We start from the raw sequence: 19629 nt of genomic DNA, 5'->3' as shown, positions 1-19629 counted from the left end.
TCAGCGGTTGAGTCGCCAGATGTGGGTGGACAGGGCGGTCGCGAAGCCGCACCACAGCGGGTAGGGCAGCAACGCCAGCCCGCCGCGCGGGGTCACTTGCGCCGTGCGGCGGACCAGATCGGCGCTGCTGGCGGTCAGCGCCGCGGCGCCCAGCGCGGACGCGCCGAGTTTGTGGTAGCCGAAGAACAGCCAACTCCAGCCTGCGTTGAGGAGCAGGTTCGCCGCCAGCGCCGCGGTGTAGGCGCGAGCCTTGTCTCGCTGGCCGCTCGCGCGGAACCGGTCCAGCGCCACCGCCGACGCGACCGCGATGTCGCCGTAGAGCGTGGTCCACACGGTGGGGAAGGCGGCGTGGGGCGGTTGGTAGGAGGGTTTGCGAAGCCGCGCGTACCACCGGGGAATGGCGTTGCTGCTAGCGATGCTTCCGCTGCCTGCGGCTGCGGCGACGGCCAGGCCGGTCGCGGCCAGTGTCGAGGGTCTCACGAAGTGCTCCGTTCTGGTTGTTTCTGGTTGGCTTGTCGCGCAACGGGTTTAGCGTGGCCAGGGTCTGCGCGCCACCAGATCCGGTTGCCGATGAGGGCGAACAGCGCCGGGATGACCAGCGTGCGCACCACGAAAGTGTCGAGCAGGATGCCGAGGCCGACGATGATGCCCAGCTGGGTCAGGACGACCAACGGCAACACCCCGAGCACGCAGAACACCGCGGCCAAAACGATTCCCGCGCTGGTGATTACGCCACCGGTGGCCGATACCGCGCGAACCATCCCCGCGCGGGCGCCGTGCTGCGCGGCTTCCTCGCGCGCCCGGGTGACCAGGAAAATCGTGTAGTCCACGCCGAGGGCCGCCAGGAACAGGAAGGCGAACAGCGGGGTGGTGTTGTCCAGCGCGGGGAAGCCGAAGACGTGCAGGCTCGCCCAGCCGCCCATGCCCAGCGCGGCCAGCGCACCCAGGATGGTCGCGGCCAGCAGCGTCGGTGGCGCCAGTGCCGAGCGCAGCAGGGCGTAGAGGACGACCAGGATGACGGCCAGGATCGCCGGGATCAGCACCACCCGGTCGTGCCTGGCCGCGTTGCGAACGTCCAGGGCCTGCGCGTCGGCGCCGCCCACCAGCGCGTGGGGGTCGGCGACGCATGTCGAATTCCGCAGCGCGGCAACGATCCTGAAGGCCTGGCGGGACGACGGCGGTGCGTCGATCACCACGGACCACTTGGTCAGGCCGGAACCCGACCGGCCGGATTCGGTCACCGAGACGACACCGGGGGTGGACGCGATGGCCTGCCGGACTGTCGACGCGTGGTCGGTGGGGCTGACCACCAGCGTCGGGTTGGCCAGGCCGGCCGGAAAGTGTTCGGCCACAATGCCGTAGCCCGTCACCGAGTCCGCGCGCACCCGGAACTGCTCGGTCTGCGACAAGCCGATGCGGGTTCCCAGCAGGCCGGTGCCGAGGGCCGCCAGCACCGCGATGGCGACGCCCGCGACCAGTGCGGGATGCCGGTCCACCCAGCGCGCGACCCGATACCAGCCACCGGAATCCAGCGTTTCGCCGTCGCCGGCCTGCGGGATGAACGGCCAGAACAGCCCGCGCCCGCAGAGGGCCAGCAGCGGCGGCAGGATCACCAGCACCGAAATCGCGGCGATTACCAGGCCACACGCCCCCAGCGCGCCGAGGCTGCGGGTGCTCGGGGTGGAGGCGAACAGCAGGGTGAGCAGCGCCAGCACCACGGTGGCGTTGCTGGCGACGATGGCCGGCCCCGCCCTTCGTACGGCGCGCCGCAACGCCGCGCGGTGCCCGGAATCGTGGCGGAGTTCTTGCCGATACCGCGAGATCAGCAATAGCGCGTAGTTGGTGCCGGCACCGAAAACCAGCACGCTGGTGATCCCGGAGGTGGCGCCGTCGAAGGTCAGCCCGGTCAGCGACGCCACCGCGGTACCGACGGTCGCGGCCACGCGATCGGCGAAGCCGACCGCGAGCAGCGGGAGCAGCCAGAGCACCGGGGAGCGGTAGGTGGCGATCAGCAGCAGCGCCACCACCGCAGTCGTCACCGCGAGCAGGGTGATGTCGGCATCGGCGAACGCGCCGGCGATGTCGGCGCCGAACGCCGGGCCCCCGGTCACGTGCGTGCGCAGATCAGCGGGCAGGCCATGCGCCGCCGCCGTGCGCAACGCGGTGACGGCGTCGGCGAGCGCAAGGCCCGACAGGCGGGCGCTGATCGGCACGATCCCGAGGGCGGCCTTCGCGTCTTGGCTGGGGATCAGCGGTGCGGCCGGCGCGGTCGCGCCGATTCGCGCGGCCGCGCGGTCGCGTGAGGCCTGGGCGGCCTGGATGTCGGACGGGCTCAGGACACCGCCGTCGCTGCGGCTGACCACCACGATCAGTGGGGCTTTGTGGCCGCCGGGAAACTGCTTGGACAGCGCGTCGACCTGGGCGGACTGCGCATCGAGTGGAACGGATTGCGGTGACGTTCCCGCCGCCGCGTTGGCGCCGACGAGGCACATCATCGCGACTCCCAGGAGCGCCGTGGCCACAGCGAGCAGCCATGAGCGCCGGCCGGTCACAGCAGCGGCCACAGAATCCCACACCCGACAACCCTTTCAATTTGTTAAACATTAATCAACTGAAATGAGGCATCGCCACGCGAGAGGGCACTATGGAGATTATGAACGCGGGGGCGGGGCGGTGCCGGATGCCAGGGGGTGCCCGCGATGAACGCTGAGCGGGGGGAGATGACCACGCGCAAGCGGCGGCACATCGACGTCTGTCTGCACGAGCCGGTCGGCTATGCGACCGTCACCACCGGGCTGGAGCGCTACGCACTGCCGTATAACGCGCTTACTCAGACGAATCTGGGCGATATCGACTTGTCCACCAGCTTTTTCGGCGTCGACCTGCGCTCGCCGATCCTCATCGGCGCGATGACGGGGGGCGCCGAGCTGTCCGGGACGATCAACCGGAATCTGGCCGCGGCCGCCCAGCAGCTGGGCCTGGGCATGATGCTGGGCTCGCAGCGGATCATGCTGGGCAGCGCCTTGGGGGAGCGCGCCGCGGACAGCTTCACGGTGCGCGACGTCGCCCCGGATGTCTTGCTGTTCGGCAACATCGGCCTGGCTCAGCTGGCGAAGGCCGCGATGCCGGATCTGGCGAAGGCGCTCGACCGGGTGGGCGCCGATGCCCTTGCCGTGCATACCAATCCGTTGCAGGAAGCGATGCAGCACAACGGTGACACCGATTTCTCCGGGTCGCTGAGCCGGTTGCGCGAGGCCGCCGACACCATCGACTATCCGATGCTGCTCAAGGAGGTCGGGCACGGGATCGGCGCCGCGGCGGTCGCGGAGCTCGTCGGTGCGCACAGCGAACTGCCGATCGCCGGAATCGACGTCGCGGGTGCCGGCGGCACGTCGTGGTCGCGGGTCGAGCAGTTCGTGCGATACGGCGAACTTCGCCATCCGCAGCTGGCCGATTGGGGGATCCCCACCGCCCGCGCCGTCGTGGAGGTGCGCGAGGCGCTGCCGGCGATTCCTTTGGTGGCCTCCGGCGGCATCCGTACCGGCATGGACGCCGCCAAGGCGATCGCGCTGGGAGCCGACGTGGTGGCGGTGGCGCGCCCGCTGCTGCCCGCCGCGATCGAATCGACTGCCGCCGTGGTTGATTGGCTGCAGCCCTTCATCGACGAGCTGCGGATCTGCCTGCACGGCTGTGGCGCGGCGAAGCTGGCTGACCTGCGTGACGTCGGCCTGCGCGGCGCGTCCTAGGCACCCGCGGCGTGGCAGTCATCCTGGCGTACGGATCGCCCGCCCTGGGGCACCTGCTGCCGACCGGGGCCCTGCTCGCCGAGCTGGCCCGCCGCGGGCATGACGTCCACCTGCGCACCATGTCTTCGGGCGTCTCGGCGATGCGCTCGGTCGGTGTGCACGCCGAGCCGGTCGATCCGGCCATCGAGACCATCGCCGGCAACGACTGGCAGGCGCGAAACGCCTTGGGAGTGCTGAAGTCGTCGATCGACGTTATGTGCCGGCGGGCGGTGCTGGAAGTCGACGACCTTCGCCGCGCGGCCGACGCGATCCGGCCGGATGCGGTGATCGTGGACGCGAACTGCTGGGGCGCCCTGTCGGCCGCGGACGCCGGACACATTCCGTGGCTGGTCTTCTCGCCGTTCACCCCGTACCTGCGCTCCCGTGGGGTGCCACCGTTCGGCCCCGGACTGCGCCCATTGCCCGGCATCGCCGGCGCCATCCGCGACGCCGGGGTACGACCGATCGTCAGGCACGTGTTCGACCGGCCGATGTTGCCCCGCATCAACGCCATTCGCGCCGGGCTGGGTGTGCCGCGGGTGCAGTCGGTGGACGAATTCATCCGGCGCGCGCCCCTGGTGTTGGCGGTCGGCGGCGAGCCGTTCGAATACCCGCATTCCGGATGGGCGGGCCTGGTGCACCATATCGGCGCGTGCGTGTTCGAACCCGCGCCGGCGGCGACACCGGAGTGGATCGACGCCATCGATCGTCCGCTGGTGCTGGTGAACACGTCCTCGTTGCGGCAGGCCGACGAGGTCCTGGGGCGAATTGCCTTGCGCGCGCTGGCCGACGAGGACGTTCATGTGGTGGCGACGTTCCCGGCCGGTATCCCCGCCGGCCTGCCGCGCGCGGCGAACGCGACCGTGTGCCGGTTCGTGCCGCACACGGCGATACTCGACAGGGCCGGCTGCGCCATCACGCACGGGGGGATGGGCACGACGCTGAAGGCCCTCGATCGCGGCGTACCGGTGTGCGTCGTGCCGTTCGCGCGCGACCAGGCCGAGGTCGCGCGGCGGGTGGAGGTCGCAGGCTGCGGTACCCGCCTGGCCGCGGGCAGGCTCACCGCCCCTCGATTGCGGGCCCGCGTGCGTGACGCGATGACGATGGTCGACGGCGCACACCGGGTGGCCGCCGGATTCGCCGCAACGGGAGGGGTCGCCCGCGGTGCCGAACTGATCGAGCAGCGGCTATTGGGCTGCGCCGCGGGGCGGCCGGTGCACTAGACGCCGCGTTTCACCGGAGTGCGGCGGCGTTTCGCCGCCGCCCGCTTCGGCTCGGCCTCGGACGCTTTGGGAGTTGTTGCGACGAGCCGGGATTCGAAGCTGGCCATCGCCTCGATCATCGTCGTCAACACCCGATGCGCCGCCGCCAGGTCGCGATCGGGAAGGCCGGCCAGCGCGGTATGTAGTTCGGCGCCAAGGGGAGTGAAAAACGACCGGGCCAGGGCCATGCCCGGTTCCTCGTAGCGGAGCAGGGTCTTGCGCCGGTCCTGTAGATCGCGTTCGCGCCGGACGTGGCCGGCCTCGATCATCCGATCCACGAGATAGGTGATCGCGGCCGGTGACACGTCCATGCGCCGTCGCAACTGTGCCGCGGTCAACGGTTCCCCGGCGCTCTCGGCAACCATGATGTGCAGCAATGCGTGGAAGTCGGTGCCGCTGACATCGTTCCTGCGGGCGAAGTGCCTACCGATGCGGTCGGACTGCGCAGTGACCGCGCGCAAATCGGCCGACATCAATTTCTCGAGTTCGGCCCGGTCTAATCGCCGGTCAGCGGCGGCGTGCTTGGTCACTTACCCGCATCCTTCTTGCAAGATACGCTGGTCAGCGTATCGGGCGACCGCTGATCGCGACCGGCGAAACGCTGGCGCGTTCGCCTTTGCATCTTGGGCAAACACTGTAGAGCAAACACGCCCGCAGCGTCCGCGGTGCGATCGGTGGGCCCCTCAGCCTACGGCACGGGGCACGGCTCGGCCCCACCCGGCGGGCACCACCGCCACTTCGCGGGATCGTGGGCCGAGCTCGTCAGCGGCTATCGCCACGGGCTCTCGTCGGGTTTGCCGGACGGGCGCCGCGCCCAACCGGCGGGTGGCCGACGCACCCGGGCCGCCCGGTGCCGAGAGTCGGTCATGGGCTCGCCGGCATGGATGCCGTTGGGGCGCAGGATGTTACGCCGCGTAGCGCCTCAGCTTTGTGCATCGCGCCCGCGCCCGTCTTGTTGCCCGTGCTGAATTCGGTGTCGCCCAAAGGAATTCACCCGATTTTGTGGGCCCGCCTGTGCGCGGCGACTGCCCAGGAGACGGCGGCGAGGGTGAACGCCGATACCTGTGCGGTGCCGACACGTCCGGACGGCACGAATCGATCCTCGACGTAGCGGCCGATGAACCCCGACGCCGGCAGGGGGTCCATGCCGGCGCGCCGGCGTGCCCACGATTCCAGCGACGTCAACGGACACCGGAGTCCGAGCACGACGACGGCGACTCCCCAGGCGACTGCCGCAATGTGCAGGGCAATGGTCCGCGGCCAGCGCAACGCGAGGAAGCCCCCGCCGGGCACATAGAGCAGGTAAGCCAGGTGGGCGCTGGCCGTCGCCGCGACGACGGCGGCGTAGCGGTTCGTCACGGCGGGCCATGCCTGGGAATCAACGTGATTCGATATCCCGCGGAACAGCCAGGCCGCCGCGGAACACCCGTCACGCGGGGACGACGCGGTCCCACACCCGGTGCTCCTCGAGGCGGTCGGCCAGCGACGAAACGAGCTCCGACACGTCCGCGCCGGCGAAGATGCCCTCTCCGTCCGCGGGAACGCCCGCTGCCGCAAGCAGATTCGTCCCCTCGGGCAGCGCGCCGATCGGTTTGAGGTGACGGAACGCCTCGTCGACGAGTGTCCGCGCACTGGCTACGGCCGGCGACCCGGCGACGAGAACGGCGTCGACTTCCACGGATCGGCCCGTCGAATACGTGCGGGAGACCGGCGGGCCGCCGCCGGGGTTGAGCGTTCCGCCGTGCGAAGCGAACACCAGGGGAACCAGCTTGGCCGCGGTGATCGCGGCCACCGCCGCCGTTACCTGTCCGGTGTCGGAGTCCGCGTCGGTGAGGATGCCGCCGCGGCGGCCCGCGACCGGCCACCGCTGTCCGATTTGGGACAGCGCCGGGCTGGCCGCCGGCGCGGCGGGCGCGTCGCCCGGGACGGGCGCCGGCAAACCCAGTCGCGCGGCGACGGCGGCACACAGCTCGGTGTCGATCTTCGCCAGGACAACGAGCTCGCGTTCCTTGATCGCCGGTTCGTAGCATTTGCCCAACTCGAAACCGAACGCGTCGATGACGTGGGCTTGTTCGACCGGCTGCAGGCTGCGGTAGAACAAGGTCGCCTGGCTGAAGTGGTCGTCGTAGCTCGCGGGGTTCGCGCGCCGTTTGGTCGACGCGGGCAGCGGTACGGGGGACTCGATGAAGGCGGCGAGATCGGCTCCCGCGGCGAATGGGCACCCGCCGTCGATCGAGTTCGGACGGTACGGCGCGTTACCGGGATGCACGCCGTGCTGGTGCAAGCCGTCCCGCAACATGTCGTTGACCGGCGCGTGCGGGCGGTTTATCGGGATCTGCGCGAAGTTCGGGCCGCCCAGCCGCGTGATCTGCGTGTCGAGGTAGGAGAACAGCCGCGCGTGCAGCAACGGGTCGTCGGTGACGTCGATGCCGGGCACCAGGTGACCGGTGTGGAACGCCACCTGCTCGGTCTCGGCGAAGAAGTTGGTCGGGTTGGCGTTGAGTTGCATGGTGCCGACGATCTGAACCGGTGCCAACTCCTCGGGCACAAACTTGGTCGAGTCGAGCAGGTCGATGCCTTCGAAGGTTTGCTCCGGGTTGTCCGGGAACACCTGGATGCCCAGGTCCCACTCGGGATAGGCGCCCGACTCGATGGCGTCGGCCAGGTCACGACGGTGGAAGTCGGGGTCGACCCCGGCGGCGATCTGCGCCTCCTCCCACACCAGCGAATGCACGCCCTGGCGTGGCTTCCAGTGGAACTTCACCAGCGACGTCGTGTTGTCCGGCGCGACCAGCCGGAACGTGTGGACGCCGAAGCCCTCCATCGTCCGATAGGACCGCGGGATCGCCCGGTCGGACATGGCCCACATGGTGTGCGCGGTCGCTTCGGTGTGCAGCGAGACGAAATCCCAGAACGTGTCGTGCGCGGTCTGGGCTTGCGGGATCTCGCGATCGGGGTGCGGCTTGGCCGCATGGATGACGTCGGGGAATTTGATGCCGTCCTGGATGAAGAACACCGGGATGTTGTTGCCGACCAGATCGAACGTGCCCTCGTCGGTGTAGAACTTGGTGGCGAACCCGCGGGTGTCCCGCACGGTGTCGGCCGATCCGCGTGCGCCGATCACGGTGGAGAACCGGACGAATACCGCGGTCTCGACTCCGGACTTGAGAAACCCTGCCTTGCAGAGTTTCTCGGCCGCGCCGTTGCCGCGGAACACACCGTGGGCGCCCGCGCCGCGAGCGTGCACCACCCGTTCTGGAATGCGCTCGTGATCGAAGTGGGTGATCTTCTCGCGAAGATGGTGGTCCTGCAGGAGTGTCGGGCCGCGTTCACCGGCCTTCAGCGAATGATCGGTGTCATACAGCCGCACACCGTCAGCGGTGGTCAGGTAGCCGTCCTGCTGGCCGCGCGCGGTCGCCGGGCCCTTCACCGGCGTCCCGGTCGCGGTGCGAAGATCCGGGGCGATTTGATCATTCTTGGGCGGCAACGGCTCTCGCGGCGTCGTCGGCTCGGCCGCCCCTGGGGGTTCGGCGCCCGGTGCGCTGGGGATGTAGCCGCTGGCCTGAGCCTTTTGGGCCTTTCCCTCGCGAACCAGATAGTCCTGGCCTGACACCGCGCCGATGGCCTGCTTGGCCGCTGCTTTGACGCCCTCGACAAGACCTTTGACCGGGCTGCTGCGCCCGTTGTCCTCCGCCATCGGATTCTCCTCGATAAGCCTGAATGTGATACGCCTGCCTGAGGCGTCAGGCGGCTTACTCCCGCGTTCCCGCCACCGGCGAGGCGAAACCCCGAGCGGCGTACCGAAGTGGAAACCGGCAGAACCCGCGCGCGTGAGCGCCCCCTACGACGTTGCGCGCACCTGATAGCGGCGTTCGGCGTACGCGAGGTCATCGCGCCAGAGCCTGGCGGCCGCATAGCGCATGAGGGGTGTGATCAGCGGCGCCGCCCGGGTGGCGCGCCGGAAACCGGGCCGGTCCGAGTGCGCGACAGTGGCTTCGAGGACCGCGGTGCGCGGTCGGCCGTCGGGCCCCAAACCGATTGGGGTGGCGTGGGTTTCGACGACGCTGCCGGTGCCCTCCCCGTCCACGATGCGCATGACGATGGTACGCGCCCCGGGGCAACTGAACTCCGCGACGACGGGAGCCCCCAGGCGCCCCAGGCGAAAGGTCACCGCCACCAGGAATCGGTCAAGCTGTTCGGTGGGTGTGGTGAGCACGTCGAGCCGGGTGAACGAGTAGGGGTGAAACCAGGCTCCGTGCCAAGGATCGAGCCTGTTGGCCACGACGTCGGTCGGCTCGCAGACGCCCGTCATGCGGGCGACCGCGCTCAGGGTGGCCCCGGCCGGCCGGTGCGCAGTCACCGGCCGGTCCAACGGTTCTTCCTTGCCCACCGCGTCGAGCCGCACCCATGCCAGGACGCCGTCGTCGTGGCCGGGCAACGGGCTCCAGCCGAATTCGCGAGCGTGCCCGTCCAATGTCAGCCCGTGCCAGCGGCAAATCAGCGCACCCCGGTGCACCGTGCCGGTGGCGAGGTCGGCGCCCAGATGGGGACAACTGCGCGGCCCCACACACAGCCGGGCCTGTTCGTCGCGCCAGGCGACGACGTCGACACCGGCGACGCGTGCGCCGAAGGGCCGCCCGGCGGTTACTTCCTCGCTGGCGGCGAACGCGTACCAGTTGCCGGTGGGCTTACGCTGCGAGCGCTGCAGCGCGGCCTCGATGATGGCGGGTTGTGCGTCCCGATAGGTCGGGCGCTGATCGGCCCACGACATGCGCGGGATAACCTGCAGCGGCCACCCCTTGGTCCCGGTGGCGCCGAGGCGTTGCAGCCGGTCGCGAATCGTCATGGTCGGGGCGGTCTTTCGCGGGTGGCAAGCCATCGCAGCAGTGATGACCGGCCTTGGGTGGGTACCGTGGCCAGCGGGTGTCCGGCCAACCCCCATCGTTGCAGGAGTTGGTTCGCGGCGCACCAGCCGGTGGTGGCGGCCCGCTCCATGAGCGCCACCGGCAAGTCGATGCGGATGGCGTCACCGGCGAGCACCAAGCCCGGCGTGGGCGTGCATACCGGCGGGCGGCAGGCATACGAGCCGGGCGAAAACAGTGGGCAGTCGTTGCGCTGCAGCAGCCTCTCGTGGACGATCTGCGCCGCAGCGGTTTCCGGATACACCCGGTGCAGCTGCCGCAGCGCGGCATCGCGCGACGGCGCGGAATGCAATGCGTACGAGTGCAATTCGACGACTGAACCATGGTGTGCGGCGGCCCAGCCGCGGGCCTGGCATTCGTAGCGCTCCAGCACGCTGATGTTGTCGAGCGGCTCGTGGCCGGCCGTGCCCAGGAAGGCCGGCCGGCGCGCGGCGACCGGACGGTCGAGCCACAATCGATGCACGGCGAACGGTGGCGCGGTGCGCAGCCGCGATATCCGGGCGCGCCAGTCGTCGGAGCCCACCTCGCCCGACGCCGCAACGATGCGCTGCAAACCCGCGAGGTCGGTGGCCAATACGACGGCGTCGACGTCGGCCTGCACGCCGGAATCGGTGTGCACGCGGAAGGGCTTGGCCCGCTGCGTGTCGATGCGCAGGACTTCGGTGCCGAGCCGGAACCGCACGCCCCGCCCCTCCAGGTAGCCGCGCAACGGCTGCCACAGGGCGGTGTCGTAGTTCGCCGAGGGCACGTCGAAGATCAGGCCTTCGGACGAGCCCAGGAAGTAGATGTGGAACATGGTCGCCAGCTCGGCCGCGGAAAGTGCGGCGGGGTCGGCGAAGAAGCTGCGGGAGAACACCTCGAACGCCAGGTGGCGGGCCGCGTCGGGGAATCGGATCTCCTCGAGAAACGTTGCGGCGTCGGTGTGGTCCAGGCGCTGGTAGGTGCCTGGCACCGACACGGCGGCCAGCGGTGCGGCGGCGCGGGCGTCGATGCGGGTGAAGTCACGAAGCCGGAACGTCGGGCTGCGCGCCGCGAACACCACGGCATTCAGCGGCGGGGTGCGCGGCAGCCCCCGAAAGCTGTCACGCCGCCCCGCCCCGTCGATCAGCGGGTAATCCGCGACGGGGGTGAGCATTCGCAACTGCCGGTCGATCCGGCTCAGCAGGGCGCGCAGGTTGTAGTACTGCCGGAAGAACGCGTGGAAGCCACGGTTCATCGCGAGCTCGGCGCCGTCGTCCCGCTCGGTCCAGCCGCCCGCGCGCCCGCCGAGGTAGCGCTCGCGTTCGATGAGCTCGACGGCGACGCCGCGCTCGGCCAGCCCGGTGGCGGCCGCCAGACCGGCGATCCCGCCGCCGACGACGGCCACCCGCGGGCGCGACGGCAGCGCATCGACGTTTGCCAATCCCATTGGGGCGGCGAAGGTTCGGCGACGACGATCGGGGCTCATCGCGGCGCGTCCGCGAGGAAGGTGTGCACGATCTGGGCCTCCCACCCCGGCATCGTCTCGCTGTGCACCGCGGTGAAGCCCGCATCTTCGAGGCGAGTCCGGAATCGCGCCGCGCCGTCGAATGCCAGCACGCTGCGCCACAGGTAGCGGTACAAGCCGGCGTCGCGGGTGCGCCACCACCCGGCGGGGATGATGATGCCCCAGCACACGGCGTGCCAGATGCGGGTGGCCGCGGGGGAGTCGCGTACCGAATACTCGTGCACCGCCAGTGTTCCCCCCGGGCGCAACAGCTCGCGGAACCTGCGCAGCTGCGCGTCGCGGTCGGCCACGTTGCGGATCAGGTAGGCGGCCAGGATCCCGTCGAACGGTCCGGTGATCCCGTGCTGTGCCAGCATTTCCACCGGGGTGTGCACGAAGCGGACCGAGGCGGGCCACCGTTTCGCGCTCGCCGCGTCGAGCATTCCCCGCGACGCGTCGACGGCGACGATCTCGGCCTCGGGCGCGGCGGCGAGCAACGCGGCCGTCGAGGCGCCCGTGCCGCATCCGGCGTCGAGCAGCCGTAACCCCTTGCCGCGGGCCGGAATCCGCATCCGGCGGGCTGACAGGATCAGCTGCGCGTGGTAGCCCGGACTGGCGCCGACCAGCCGGTCATAGGCCGGTGCACCCGCATCGAAGGCGGCCGCCAACTCAGCCGGGCGCGCGTCACCGACGCGCACGTTGCCGCTCCCACAGCAGCAGCACCGCGGTGACCAACGCGAAGCCGAACAGGAAGTCTTCGACCGGGATGTCGAACGGGAAACGCACGCCGCTGAGCTGCCGATCGTCGTAGCGGACGATGGGGGAACTGAGTTTGGTCAGCCAGCCGTCCACCGGGATCTGGAATCCGAGCACGATCAGCATCGACAGCCAGTAGGCCGGCCGCCGGAAGAGACCCGTCCGCAGTACCGCTAATTCCATTGCGCAGACCAGCAATACGGCCAGCACCGCCGGCAGGGTGTAGCCGAGCCCGGTCATCGGCGGTGCACCTTGTCCAGGATGGTGTTCACGGCGTTGTAGGTCAGCAGCGCGCACACCGGGATGACGAGGAAGAACAGCACCTCTTCGATCGGCACCCGGAACGGGATGCGCAGCCCGCACAGGTAGGCGCCGTCGTAAGTCCAGACGCCCGCGGCGATCGCGATCTCATCCCAGACCAGGAACACCGCGGCAACCGGGAGTACCGCTTTGCCGGCCCGCCGCCACTGGCGGTAGACGCCGGGGCCGAAAACTTCCAGGGGCGCGGTGACCGCCAGGCATGCGGCGAGTACGGCCAGGTATTGCCACCGATCGCTCATGCGGCCCCCGACTGACGAACGCCTCGCGCGCTGTTGCGCGCTCGCCACGACCGTAGCAGTCCCGCGCCGGCGACCCGAAGCCGTCGCGCCTTGCCCACGGTGGCCCGGTGATCGAACACCGCGAAGTCGCTTCGTTCGATGCAGTCCAGGATCTCCGAATACAGCGCGGCCGCGGTCGCCACGCACGGTCGCGAGCGGCGGGCGAGCGTGGCGATCCCCTTGCCGGCGAATCGGTAAGTCTGCCGGGCGATTTCGTGCTGGGCCACCAAGGCCCGCCGTACCCGCGGATCGGTGCGGCGGTGCGCGTGACACCACATCAACAGCTCGCGGTCGACGCCGTCGGCGGCCAGTTCGTCGGCGGGCAGGTACACCCGGCCGCGCTGCAGATCCTCGTCGACGTCGCGCAGGAAATTGGTGAGCTGAAACGCCCTGCCCAAAGCCGCGGCGTACGGCGCGGACTCCGCCACGGGCGTCACCGTCCCCAGTATCGGCAGCACTTGGAGCCCAATGGCTTCCGCGGACCCGCGCATGTAGTGGTTGAGAGCCTTGCGGTCGGGATAGTCGGTGACGGTGAGGTCCATCCGCATGGACGCCAGGAAGTCCTCGAAGAGTTCGGCGCCGATGCGGTAGCGCCGTGCGGTGTCGGTGACCGCGGCGACCAGCGGGTCGTCCAGCTGGGCACCGCCGGCGAAGAATCGCTCCGACAGCTGCTGCAGCCGCCGGGAGCGAATGTCGGCGCCGACCCGCGGGTCGAGATCGTCCAGGATGTCGTCGGCGTGACGGGCGAAGCCGTACAGCGCGTGCACGGGCGGGCGCTGGTCGGGCGCGAGCAGCCGGGTGGCCAGAAAGAAGGTGCGGCCGTGCGCGGCATTGAGCTCGCGGCATCGGCGGTAGCCGGCGCGCAGCCGCGGATCGTCGATACCGGCCGCGCTCAACTCGCCGCGCATCATGGCAGCCCGGCCTTCATGTCGATGTGCGTCCCCGACCGCGCGGCGATGCCGGTGATGCGGTCGGCGGCGAGCCGGCCGGAGATCAGCGTGGTCGGGACGCCGACGCCGGGCACCGTGGAGGACCCGGCGAGCACCGCGTTGTCGACGCCGCGCACCATGTTGCCCGGACGGAACGGCCCCGTCTGCCCGAAGGTGTGGGCGAGCGCGAACGGGCTGCCGGCCACCATGCCCCGGCGCGCCCAGTCGGCCGGCGTGACGACATCCAAAACCGTTGCATCGTAGGGTAAATCGGGCAGCAGCCGGTTGGCGACGTGGGTGATCAACTCCTCGACGTAGACGCCGGTGTCGCCCGCCCAGTCGATGCCGCCGCGGTCGAGGTTCGGCGCCGGGGCCAGCACGTAGAGCAGATCGCGTCCCTCCGGAGCCAGGGCCGGGTCGCCGGCCGTCGGCCGGGTCACCAGAAGCGACGGGTCCCGCATGACTCGCCCGTCGTCGATGATGTCGGTGAACGTTTGATCCCACGCGTCGCCGAACAGGATGGTGTGGTGGGCCGTTCCGGGTGCGACCGCGGGACAACCCAGATGTGCCACGACGGCCGAGGGGGAGGGGCGCAGCCGCGCCACGCGGCGCGGCGTGCGGCCCAGCAGCGCGTAGGTCTGCGGCAGTTCGGTGGTCAGCACCACCGAGTCGCAGGCGATACGACCGCACCCCTCGGCCACCACGGCCCTGACGCGGCGGCCGGCGCGTTCGAGCCCGGTAACGGTTGCGCCGTAACAGAATCGGACGCCCGCGTCGGCGGCGGCCGCGGCCAGCGCGTCGGGCAGGGCGCGCACGCCGCCGCGGGGGAACACCACACCCGAGATGGTGTCCATGTAGGCGATGACCGCATACACCGCCAGCGCGTCGCGCGGCGCCACGCCGGCGTACAGCGACTGGAAGGTGAAGATCCGCTGTAGACGTGGGTCGCTGATGTACCTCTTGACCATGCGGTCCCACTTGCGGAAGCCGCCGATCGCGATGAGCTGCGCCAACTGCGGGGTGAGCAGTGAGAGCGGGGAGTCGAAGTTTGCGGCGATGAAGCCGTCGAATTCGTTGCGGTACAACCGCGTCAACCAGTTCCGCAGCCGCAGGTAGCCCGCTGCCTGCCCGAAGCCGGCGAACTCTGCGACGGCGTCGGCCATCCGCTCGGCGTCTCTGTGCACGTCGAGCGAACTGCCGTCGGCGAATACGGCGCGATACGCCGGATCGACCTCGAGCAGCTCGAGGCGGTCGGTGAGTTGTTCGCCGACGGCCGCGAACGTCTCCTCGATGATGTCCGGCATGGTGAGCACCGTCGGCCCGGTGTCGATGCGATAGCCGTCGACGTCGAGGCGGCCCGCGCGGCCGCCCGGCCACGCCTCGCGCTCCACCACAGTCACCGCGCGCCCGCGGCCGGCCAGGTGCAGCGCCGCGGAGAGTCCTGCCAGCCCGGCGCCGACCACCACCACGTGATCCGAGCGCCCTTCGATGGTTCGCATGTTCAGCAGCCCTTCCGGTCGGTGCCGCTCATTGCGCGCGATCCGTGCAGACGGTCGCCATTTCGGTCAGCGCGGTGCGGACGGGCTCGTCGATCGGCAGGTCGCCGAGATGCCCGCAGGCCGAGGCGACGCGCTCGCCGATCATCCGCTCGATCATCAGCACCGCCCCCGTCTCGACGATCAGCGCCTTCCACCGCCCGATCGCGACGTCGTCGAGGGTTTCACGGTGTGCGAGCTCGCTGAATTCACGCCGGGTCGGCGCATCGGCCAGCTGGTGGGCGGCCACCACGACGCTGGTCGCCTTGCGCTCGAGCAGATCGCCGGCATCGGGCTTGCCGGTGAGCGCCGGTGCGCCGAAGACGCCGAGCATGTCGTCGCGAAGCTGGAACGCCTCGCCGATGGCGGCGCCGTAGCGGCCCAGCTGGGACAGCGTCCGGTCGTCGCACTGGCCCATGGCCGCGCCGATTTCCAGCGGCCGGCGCACCGTGTAGTTGCCCGATTTGCGCCGCGCGACGTCGAGCACGAAATCCAGGCCGGGGGTCTGTCGCGCGTCGTTGGTCAGATCCGCGAACTGCCCGACGGCCAGTTCGGTGCGCATGGCGTCGTAGCGCGGCCATGCGCGCTGCAGACGCCGTGGATCGACGCCGCTGTCGCGCAGCATCTGTTCGGCCCAGATGAGGCACAGGTCGCCCAGCAGGACGGCGGCGGATTCGCCGAATCGGCGCGACGAGCCGGACAATCCGCGGTCCCGATGCCATTGGCCGAACTGGCGATGCGCCGAGGGGCGGCCGCGCCGTTCGTCGGAACCGTCCATGACGTCGTCTTGCAGCAGCGCGAAGGCGTGCAGCAACTCGAAACTGGCCGTGGCCCGCCGCGCGGCATCGTCGGGCGGCGCGCCGCACAGCCAGCCCAGGTAGGCGAATGTCGACCGCAGGCATTTACCGCCCGAGACGAACTGGATAAGGATGTCGCCTGCGGCATCGACGCGGGCATCGTCGAGTTCGCCGACGCATCGCGCGGCGACGAAATCTGCCACATCGCCCAGCACCATCCGCCGCAGATTCGATCGCCATGCGCCGAAATCGTCAGCGCTGAGCCAGCCGATCGCGACCGACGGCGCAGCCGCGGCGGGTGAAAACGACAAAGCTCCGATAGTGCCCAAAACGCTCCCTCCCGAACGGGTTGGTGTCTGCCCAGGTCCGCGCGACCCAAACGCGTGCGGCCCAAACGCGCGATCAATCCGGGCATAACCGGGCAACGCTGACCGTCAGACGCGCCCTTGCGCCGCCCGCTTCGAGGTACCCGCGTTGTTCAATAACTTAAACATTAATTTAATGAACCGTGATCGGCCGCCGGCCGGGGGCGGGAGGCCCGGCGGGGGCGCAATAGGTGGCGCGTCGACGCGCTGCGGTGTTTCCGGGGCGAACTGGGCGGCCAGGCGAAAACCTGACCGCCGCAAGGGGTTAACCGGCCCTGCGCACGCTACGGCGCGGGTGGCGCGGACCCGACCGGGTGGTGGCCCCGGTCAGATCGGACAGAAACTGTCGCCGCGCCCGCAGAATGTCGTCGATGTCCTGGAAGGCCTCGGCCACCGAACCGGCTGTCCGCAGCCCATTGTGATGAACGATCAGCAACAGCGGCCGAACCGCCGCGCCGCCGACCACTCTGCAGTACACGTGGGCCTTGCGAAGCTCGTCGTTGAGGGACAGCAGCGCCCGGAAACCCTCGACGCTGACGAAGCGCAGACTGCTCAGGTCGAGGACCAGGGGAGTCTTGAGCCGGGTGAAATTCCGGATCGCGCGGGTGAGGTCCGTTGCGTTCGACGCGTCGATCTCGCCGTCGACGCGCAGGACGGTGCACAGACTTCGGGCAGCGACGGCCAGATGTGCCCGGTCGAAGTGAGCCACGTACCGGCAGTGTGCCGGGTCATGCCGGTCAGCGGACTGTGCGCAGTGAACAGCAGCCATGAGAGCGCCTATCGAAGTTGGTGAGTTGGGAGTGAACGGCGTTTCGCAAACCGCTCCCGTTGGAGACGCAGCTGTGAACTCAACTAAATCGGTAGCTTACCGCCGAAATGAGTGCTGGGATATCGCTTCACGGTGGCCCCCGGCGGCCTGGCGACCGTCCCGGGGGCGCGATCAGCGCGTGCACCGGCGTTCGATCGTTCATGCGTCCGCGAGTTTTCGTTTCCCGGCCTTTCGGTGCCGATAATCTGTTCGTTTGCGGGCCGAACGCTGGTGGTTTGGCGCTTTCGGAGGCGGGTATACGCGTGTGCAACAATAATCGCGGTAAACCCCTTGATGGACGTGAGAGGTGATGCGTCCCAATGGAAGAGCTCGGACGAAGACGCTGTCGGCTGGCAATCGCATGCGCATTCACCGCGACGCTTTTTGCCGGGGCGGGCGAGGCGGCCGCCGAGCCGGGCGGCGCCACCGTGTATCCGGGAATGCAGATCCGCCAAGGCAATACGGTGTGCATGGTCGGGCTCGTCGAGCCGCGGCTGCGCCTCGCCCTGACCAGTGGCCAGTGTGACGACGGCCAGCCGGTGGTGACCGACAGCGACCGCAGGCCGATCGGCAACGTCGTCCTCGGCCGCCGCCAGGTCGACACGGACTCGACGGGGGACACCTCGATGCTTCCAGTGGAGTACGAAGTCATCTCGATCGCGCCGGACGTGACGGCCACCGACGTGCTGCCGACGGGGCGCCGGCTGGGATCCGCGCCCGCGGCGCGCGCCCAGGCCGGCATGCCGGTGTGCCAGCTCCGCAGCGCGACCGGCCAGCAGTGTGGCTCGGTCAGCGCGGTGGGTAACGGCCGCTTCGCCGTCACCGAGATGGGCTTCGACCGCCGCGACTTCGGCGGTCCTGTCTATACCCTGACCGACGACCAGAACGCGGTGATCGTGGGACTGGTCGAGGGCACCTGGCGGTCGTCGCCCCAGATCGAGTCGTGGCAGGCGGTCATGGCGCAGGTGTACATCGACAGCCACACGTACAACCCGCCGCAAGAGTCGTCGTCGCCACGCATGATCAGCCGGCGCACCGCGACGTAGTCGGTCAGCCGGTGCGCCCCAACAGGTGACGCAGCGCCCCGTCGATGTCGGGCCTGCGGAACCGGTGTCCGGCGGCGGCGAGCACGGCGGGCGCCACGCGCTGGCTGGCGCATGCCAACTCGCGGGCGCCCTGGCCGCCCAGCAGCAGCCGAGGCCCCAGCGACGGCACCGGCAGCACCGCCGGCCGGTGCAGCACCCCGGCGAGGGCCGCGGTGTACTCGCTGTTGCGCACCGGTTGCGGCGCAACGGCATTCACGGGCCCAGACAACCTGGCGTCCCACAGCGCGCGGTGATAGACGTCCACTAGATCGTCGATCCCAATCCAGGACAGCCATTGCCGCCCGTCGCCGAGCCGGCCGCCCAAGCCGGCGCTGAACAGCGGGCGCATCAGCTTCAGCGTGCCGCCGGCCGGCGATTGCACGATGCCGGTGCGCACCTGCACCACCCGCATCCCGGCTTGCCGCGCGGGTGCGGTCGCCGCTTCCCACTCGGCCACCACGTCGGCCAGAAAACCGTCGCCGCGCCCGCTGTCCTCGGTGAGGGACTCATCGCCCCGGTCGTAGCCGTAGTAGCCGATCGCCGACGCCGAGATCAGCACGCCGGGCCGGCTTTCGTTGCGGCCCAGCACTTCGGCCAGCCGCCGGGTCGGCCCGATCCTGCTGTCCCGGACGGCCCGCCGGTGCCCATCCGTGAATCGGCCGGCGATCGAGGCACCCGCCAGGTGGATCACCGCGTCGACCCCGTCGAACAGACCCTGGTCGGGATGGTCGGGATTCCACCGCCGCTCATCGCCGGCGCGCGCGGAGTGCCGGACCAGCCGGATCACCCGATGCCCACCGGTGCGCAGGAAGGCGGTCAGCGCCGAACCGACGAGCCCCGAGGATCCGGTGACCGCGACGGTCAGGGGCCGCAGTCCACTCTCGGCGGCCAGCCGGTGCGCGGCCAAGTCGTCGGCCAGCTGCCGGTGCCGGTAGGCGAACATGGTTAGCAGCAGCGACCCGGGCACGCCCGTGTCGACCCTGTCGATCACCCTGGTGCGGTTGTCTCCGAGATCTTCGAACTCGTGGGTGTGGCGCCAGCGCAACGCAATTCGCGCCGGGAGCGTGGCCAGGCCGTCGCCGCCGATCGCGTCGACGAAACGCCGCGGCGGGTCATAGCCGTCGGGCTGATGGACGGCGACCCAGCGCAGGCCCCCGGGCAGCGCCAGCGTGGCCCGCCCGTCACGCAGTGAGCCGGCCTCGGTGACCAGCCGCATCGGCTGCCACGGCGGCGAGAGCCGGGCGAACGCACCCGGCCTGGCATACCAATCGAAAACGTCGGTGATCGAAGCGTCCACGACGCTCGAATAGTCCAGCCCCAT

General features: G+C 70.0%; 18 protein-coding genes. 3 read left to right on the top strand and 15 right to left on the bottom strand.

Annotated elements, in window-relative coordinates; translation table 11 throughout:
* Both OQ789_RS07360 and OQ789_RS07355 read right to left on the bottom strand, forming a co-directional pair.
* Window positions 1-480, bottom strand: coding sequence for a TspO/MBR family protein (locus tag OQ789_RS07360; protein ID WP_324684574.1), 480 nt, complete (start codon window positions 478-480; stop codon window positions 1-3).
* Window positions 477-2576, bottom strand: coding sequence for an MMPL family transporter (locus tag OQ789_RS07355; RefSeq protein ID WP_324684572.1), 2100 nt, complete (start codon window positions 2574-2576; stop codon window positions 477-479). Before OQ789_RS07355 ends, OQ789_RS07360 begins: the two co-directional genes overlap by 4 nt.
* A gap of 123 nt (window positions 2577-2699) precedes the next feature.
* Between OQ789_RS07355 and fni the strand changes: the two genes are divergently transcribed.
* Both fni and OQ789_RS07345 read left to right on the top strand, forming a co-directional pair.
* Window positions 2700-3746 (top strand): type 2 isopentenyl-diphosphate Delta-isomerase, encoded by a 1047-nt coding sequence (fni, locus tag OQ789_RS07350; RefSeq protein WP_324684570.1) that lies wholly within the window; start codon window positions 2700-2702, stop codon window positions 3744-3746.
* A gap of 11 nt (window positions 3747-3757) precedes the next feature.
* A complete protein-coding gene (locus OQ789_RS07345; RefSeq protein ID WP_324684568.1) occupies window positions 3758-5008 on the top strand; it encodes a glycosyltransferase in 1251 nt (416 codons plus the stop codon).
* On the opposite strand, the gene OQ789_RS07340 is transcribed toward OQ789_RS07345, so the two are convergent.
* From OQ789_RS07340 to OQ789_RS07285, 12 genes are all read right to left on the bottom strand, one after another.
* A complete protein-coding gene (locus OQ789_RS07340) occupies window positions 5005-5577 on the bottom strand; it encodes a MarR family winged helix-turn-helix transcriptional regulator (protein WP_324684565.1) in 573 nt (190 codons plus the stop codon). The two genes, OQ789_RS07345 and OQ789_RS07340, sit on opposite strands and share 4 nt — an antisense overlap.
* Window positions 5578-6037: 460 nt before the next feature.
* Window positions 6038-6406 (bottom strand): DUF2784 domain-containing protein, encoded by a 369-nt coding sequence (locus OQ789_RS07335; RefSeq protein ID WP_324684564.1) that lies wholly within the window; start codon window positions 6404-6406, stop codon window positions 6038-6040.
* A 70-nt stretch (window positions 6407-6476) separates the two neighbouring features.
* Complete coding sequence (locus OQ789_RS07330) at window positions 6477-8744, bottom strand: catalase (RefSeq protein ID WP_324684563.1); 2268 nt, start codon at window positions 8742-8744, stop codon at window positions 6477-6479.
* Between the two features lie 144 nt (window positions 8745-8888).
* Window positions 8889-9893 carry a DUF5914 domain-containing protein gene (locus OQ789_RS07325; protein WP_324684562.1) on the bottom strand — a complete coding sequence of 335 codons (1005 nt, stop codon included), beginning with the start codon at window positions 9891-9893 and terminating at the stop codon, window positions 8889-8891.
* Window positions 9890-11416 carry an FAD-dependent oxidoreductase gene (locus OQ789_RS07320; RefSeq protein WP_324684560.1) on the bottom strand — a complete coding sequence of 509 codons (1527 nt, stop codon included), beginning with the start codon at window positions 11414-11416 and terminating at the stop codon, window positions 9890-9892. Before OQ789_RS07320 ends, OQ789_RS07325 begins: the two co-directional genes overlap by 4 nt.
* Window positions 11413-12132: a class I SAM-dependent methyltransferase gene (locus OQ789_RS07315; protein ID WP_324684558.1), complete on the bottom strand. Its 720-nt coding sequence runs from the start codon at window positions 12130-12132 to the stop codon at window positions 11413-11415. The genes OQ789_RS07320 and OQ789_RS07315 overlap by 4 nt, the downstream gene beginning before the upstream one ends.
* A complete protein-coding gene (locus OQ789_RS07310) occupies window positions 12119-12430 on the bottom strand; it encodes a lycopene cyclase domain-containing protein (RefSeq protein WP_324684557.1) in 312 nt (103 codons plus the stop codon). The genes OQ789_RS07315 and OQ789_RS07310 overlap by 14 nt, the downstream gene beginning before the upstream one ends.
* On the bottom strand, window positions 12427-12750 hold the full coding sequence (locus OQ789_RS07305) for a lycopene cyclase domain-containing protein (RefSeq protein ID WP_324684555.1): 324 nt from the start codon (window positions 12748-12750) through the stop codon (window positions 12427-12429). Before OQ789_RS07305 ends, OQ789_RS07310 begins: the two co-directional genes overlap by 4 nt.
* Window positions 12747-13700, bottom strand: coding sequence for a phytoene/squalene synthase family protein (locus OQ789_RS07300; RefSeq protein ID WP_324684553.1), 954 nt, complete (start codon window positions 13698-13700; stop codon window positions 12747-12749). The genes OQ789_RS07305 and OQ789_RS07300 overlap by 4 nt, the downstream gene beginning before the upstream one ends.
* Entirely contained in the window at window positions 13697-15217 is a 1521-nt protein-coding gene (gene crtI, locus OQ789_RS07295; protein ID WP_324684551.1) for a phytoene desaturase family protein, read from the bottom strand. The genes OQ789_RS07300 and crtI overlap by 4 nt, the downstream gene beginning before the upstream one ends.
* 28 nt (window positions 15218-15245) lie before the next feature.
* On the bottom strand, window positions 15246-16361 hold the full coding sequence (locus OQ789_RS07290; RefSeq protein ID WP_420716061.1) for a polyprenyl synthetase family protein: 1116 nt from the start codon (window positions 16359-16361) through the stop codon (window positions 15246-15248).
* A gap of 319 nt (window positions 16362-16680) precedes the next feature.
* A complete protein-coding gene (locus OQ789_RS07285) occupies window positions 16681-17124 on the bottom strand; it encodes an STAS domain-containing protein (RefSeq protein WP_324684549.1) in 444 nt (147 codons plus the stop codon).
* A 419-nt stretch (window positions 17125-17543) separates the two neighbouring features.
* On the opposite strand from OQ789_RS07285, the gene OQ789_RS07280 reads away from it, so the two are divergent.
* The gene (locus OQ789_RS07280; protein WP_324684547.1) at window positions 17544-18269 is read left to right on the top strand and encodes a hypothetical protein; all 726 of its coding nucleotides are present in this window, start codon (window positions 17544-17546) and stop codon (window positions 18267-18269) included.
* Window positions 18270-18273: 4 nt separating this feature from the next.
* Here OQ789_RS07280 and OQ789_RS07275 read toward each other — a convergent pair whose 3' ends face one another.
* On the bottom strand, window positions 18274-19629 hold the full coding sequence (locus OQ789_RS07275) for a TIGR01777 family oxidoreductase (protein WP_324684545.1): 1356 nt from the start codon (window positions 19627-19629) through the stop codon (window positions 18274-18276).

This window comes from Mycobacterium sp. 94-17 (assembly GCF_035617725.1).
GTDB lineage: Bacteria > Actinomycetota > Actinomycetes > Mycobacteriales > Mycobacteriaceae > Mycobacterium.
The sequence above is the reverse complement of the archived record's forward strand: the minus strand, read 5'-3'. Positions and strand labels throughout refer to the sequence as shown.

Bases quoted from the DNA above. Each gene is read 5' to 3' on its own strand.
- crtI (WP_324684551.1), bottom strand. From the start codon at position 15,217: ATGCGAACCATCGAAGGGCGCTCGGATCACGTGGTGGTGGTCGGCGCC.
- fni (WP_324684570.1), top strand. From the start codon at position 2,700: ATGAACGCTGAGCGGGGGGAGATGACCACGCGCAAGCGGCGGCACATC.
- OQ789_RS07280 (WP_324684547.1), top strand. From the start codon at position 17,544: ATGGAAGAGCTCGGACGAAGACGCTGTCGGCTGGCAATCGCATGCGCA.
- OQ789_RS07320 (WP_324684560.1), bottom strand. From the start codon at position 11,416: ATGAGCCCCGATCGTCGTCGCCGAACCTTCGCCGCCCCAATGGGATTG.
- OQ789_RS07305 (WP_324684555.1), bottom strand. From the start codon at position 12,750: ATGAGCGATCGGTGGCAATACCTGGCCGTACTCGCCGCATGCCTGGCG.
- OQ789_RS07330 (WP_324684563.1), bottom strand. From the start codon at position 8,744: ATGGCGGAGGACAACGGGCGCAGCAGCCCGGTCAAAGGTCTTGTCGAG.
- OQ789_RS07300 (WP_324684553.1), bottom strand. From the start codon at position 13,700: ATGATGCGCGGCGAGTTGAGCGCGGCCGGTATCGACGATCCGCGGCTG.
- OQ789_RS07325 (WP_324684562.1), bottom strand. From the start codon at position 9,893: ATGACGATTCGCGACCGGCTGCAACGCCTCGGCGCCACCGGGACCAAG.
- OQ789_RS07275 (WP_324684545.1), bottom strand. From the start codon at position 19,629: ATGGGGCTGGACTATTCGAGCGTCGTGGACGCTTCGATCACCGACGTT.
- OQ789_RS07310 (WP_324684557.1), bottom strand. From the start codon at position 12,430: ATGACCGGGCTCGGCTACACCCTGCCGGCGGTGCTGGCCGTATTGCTG.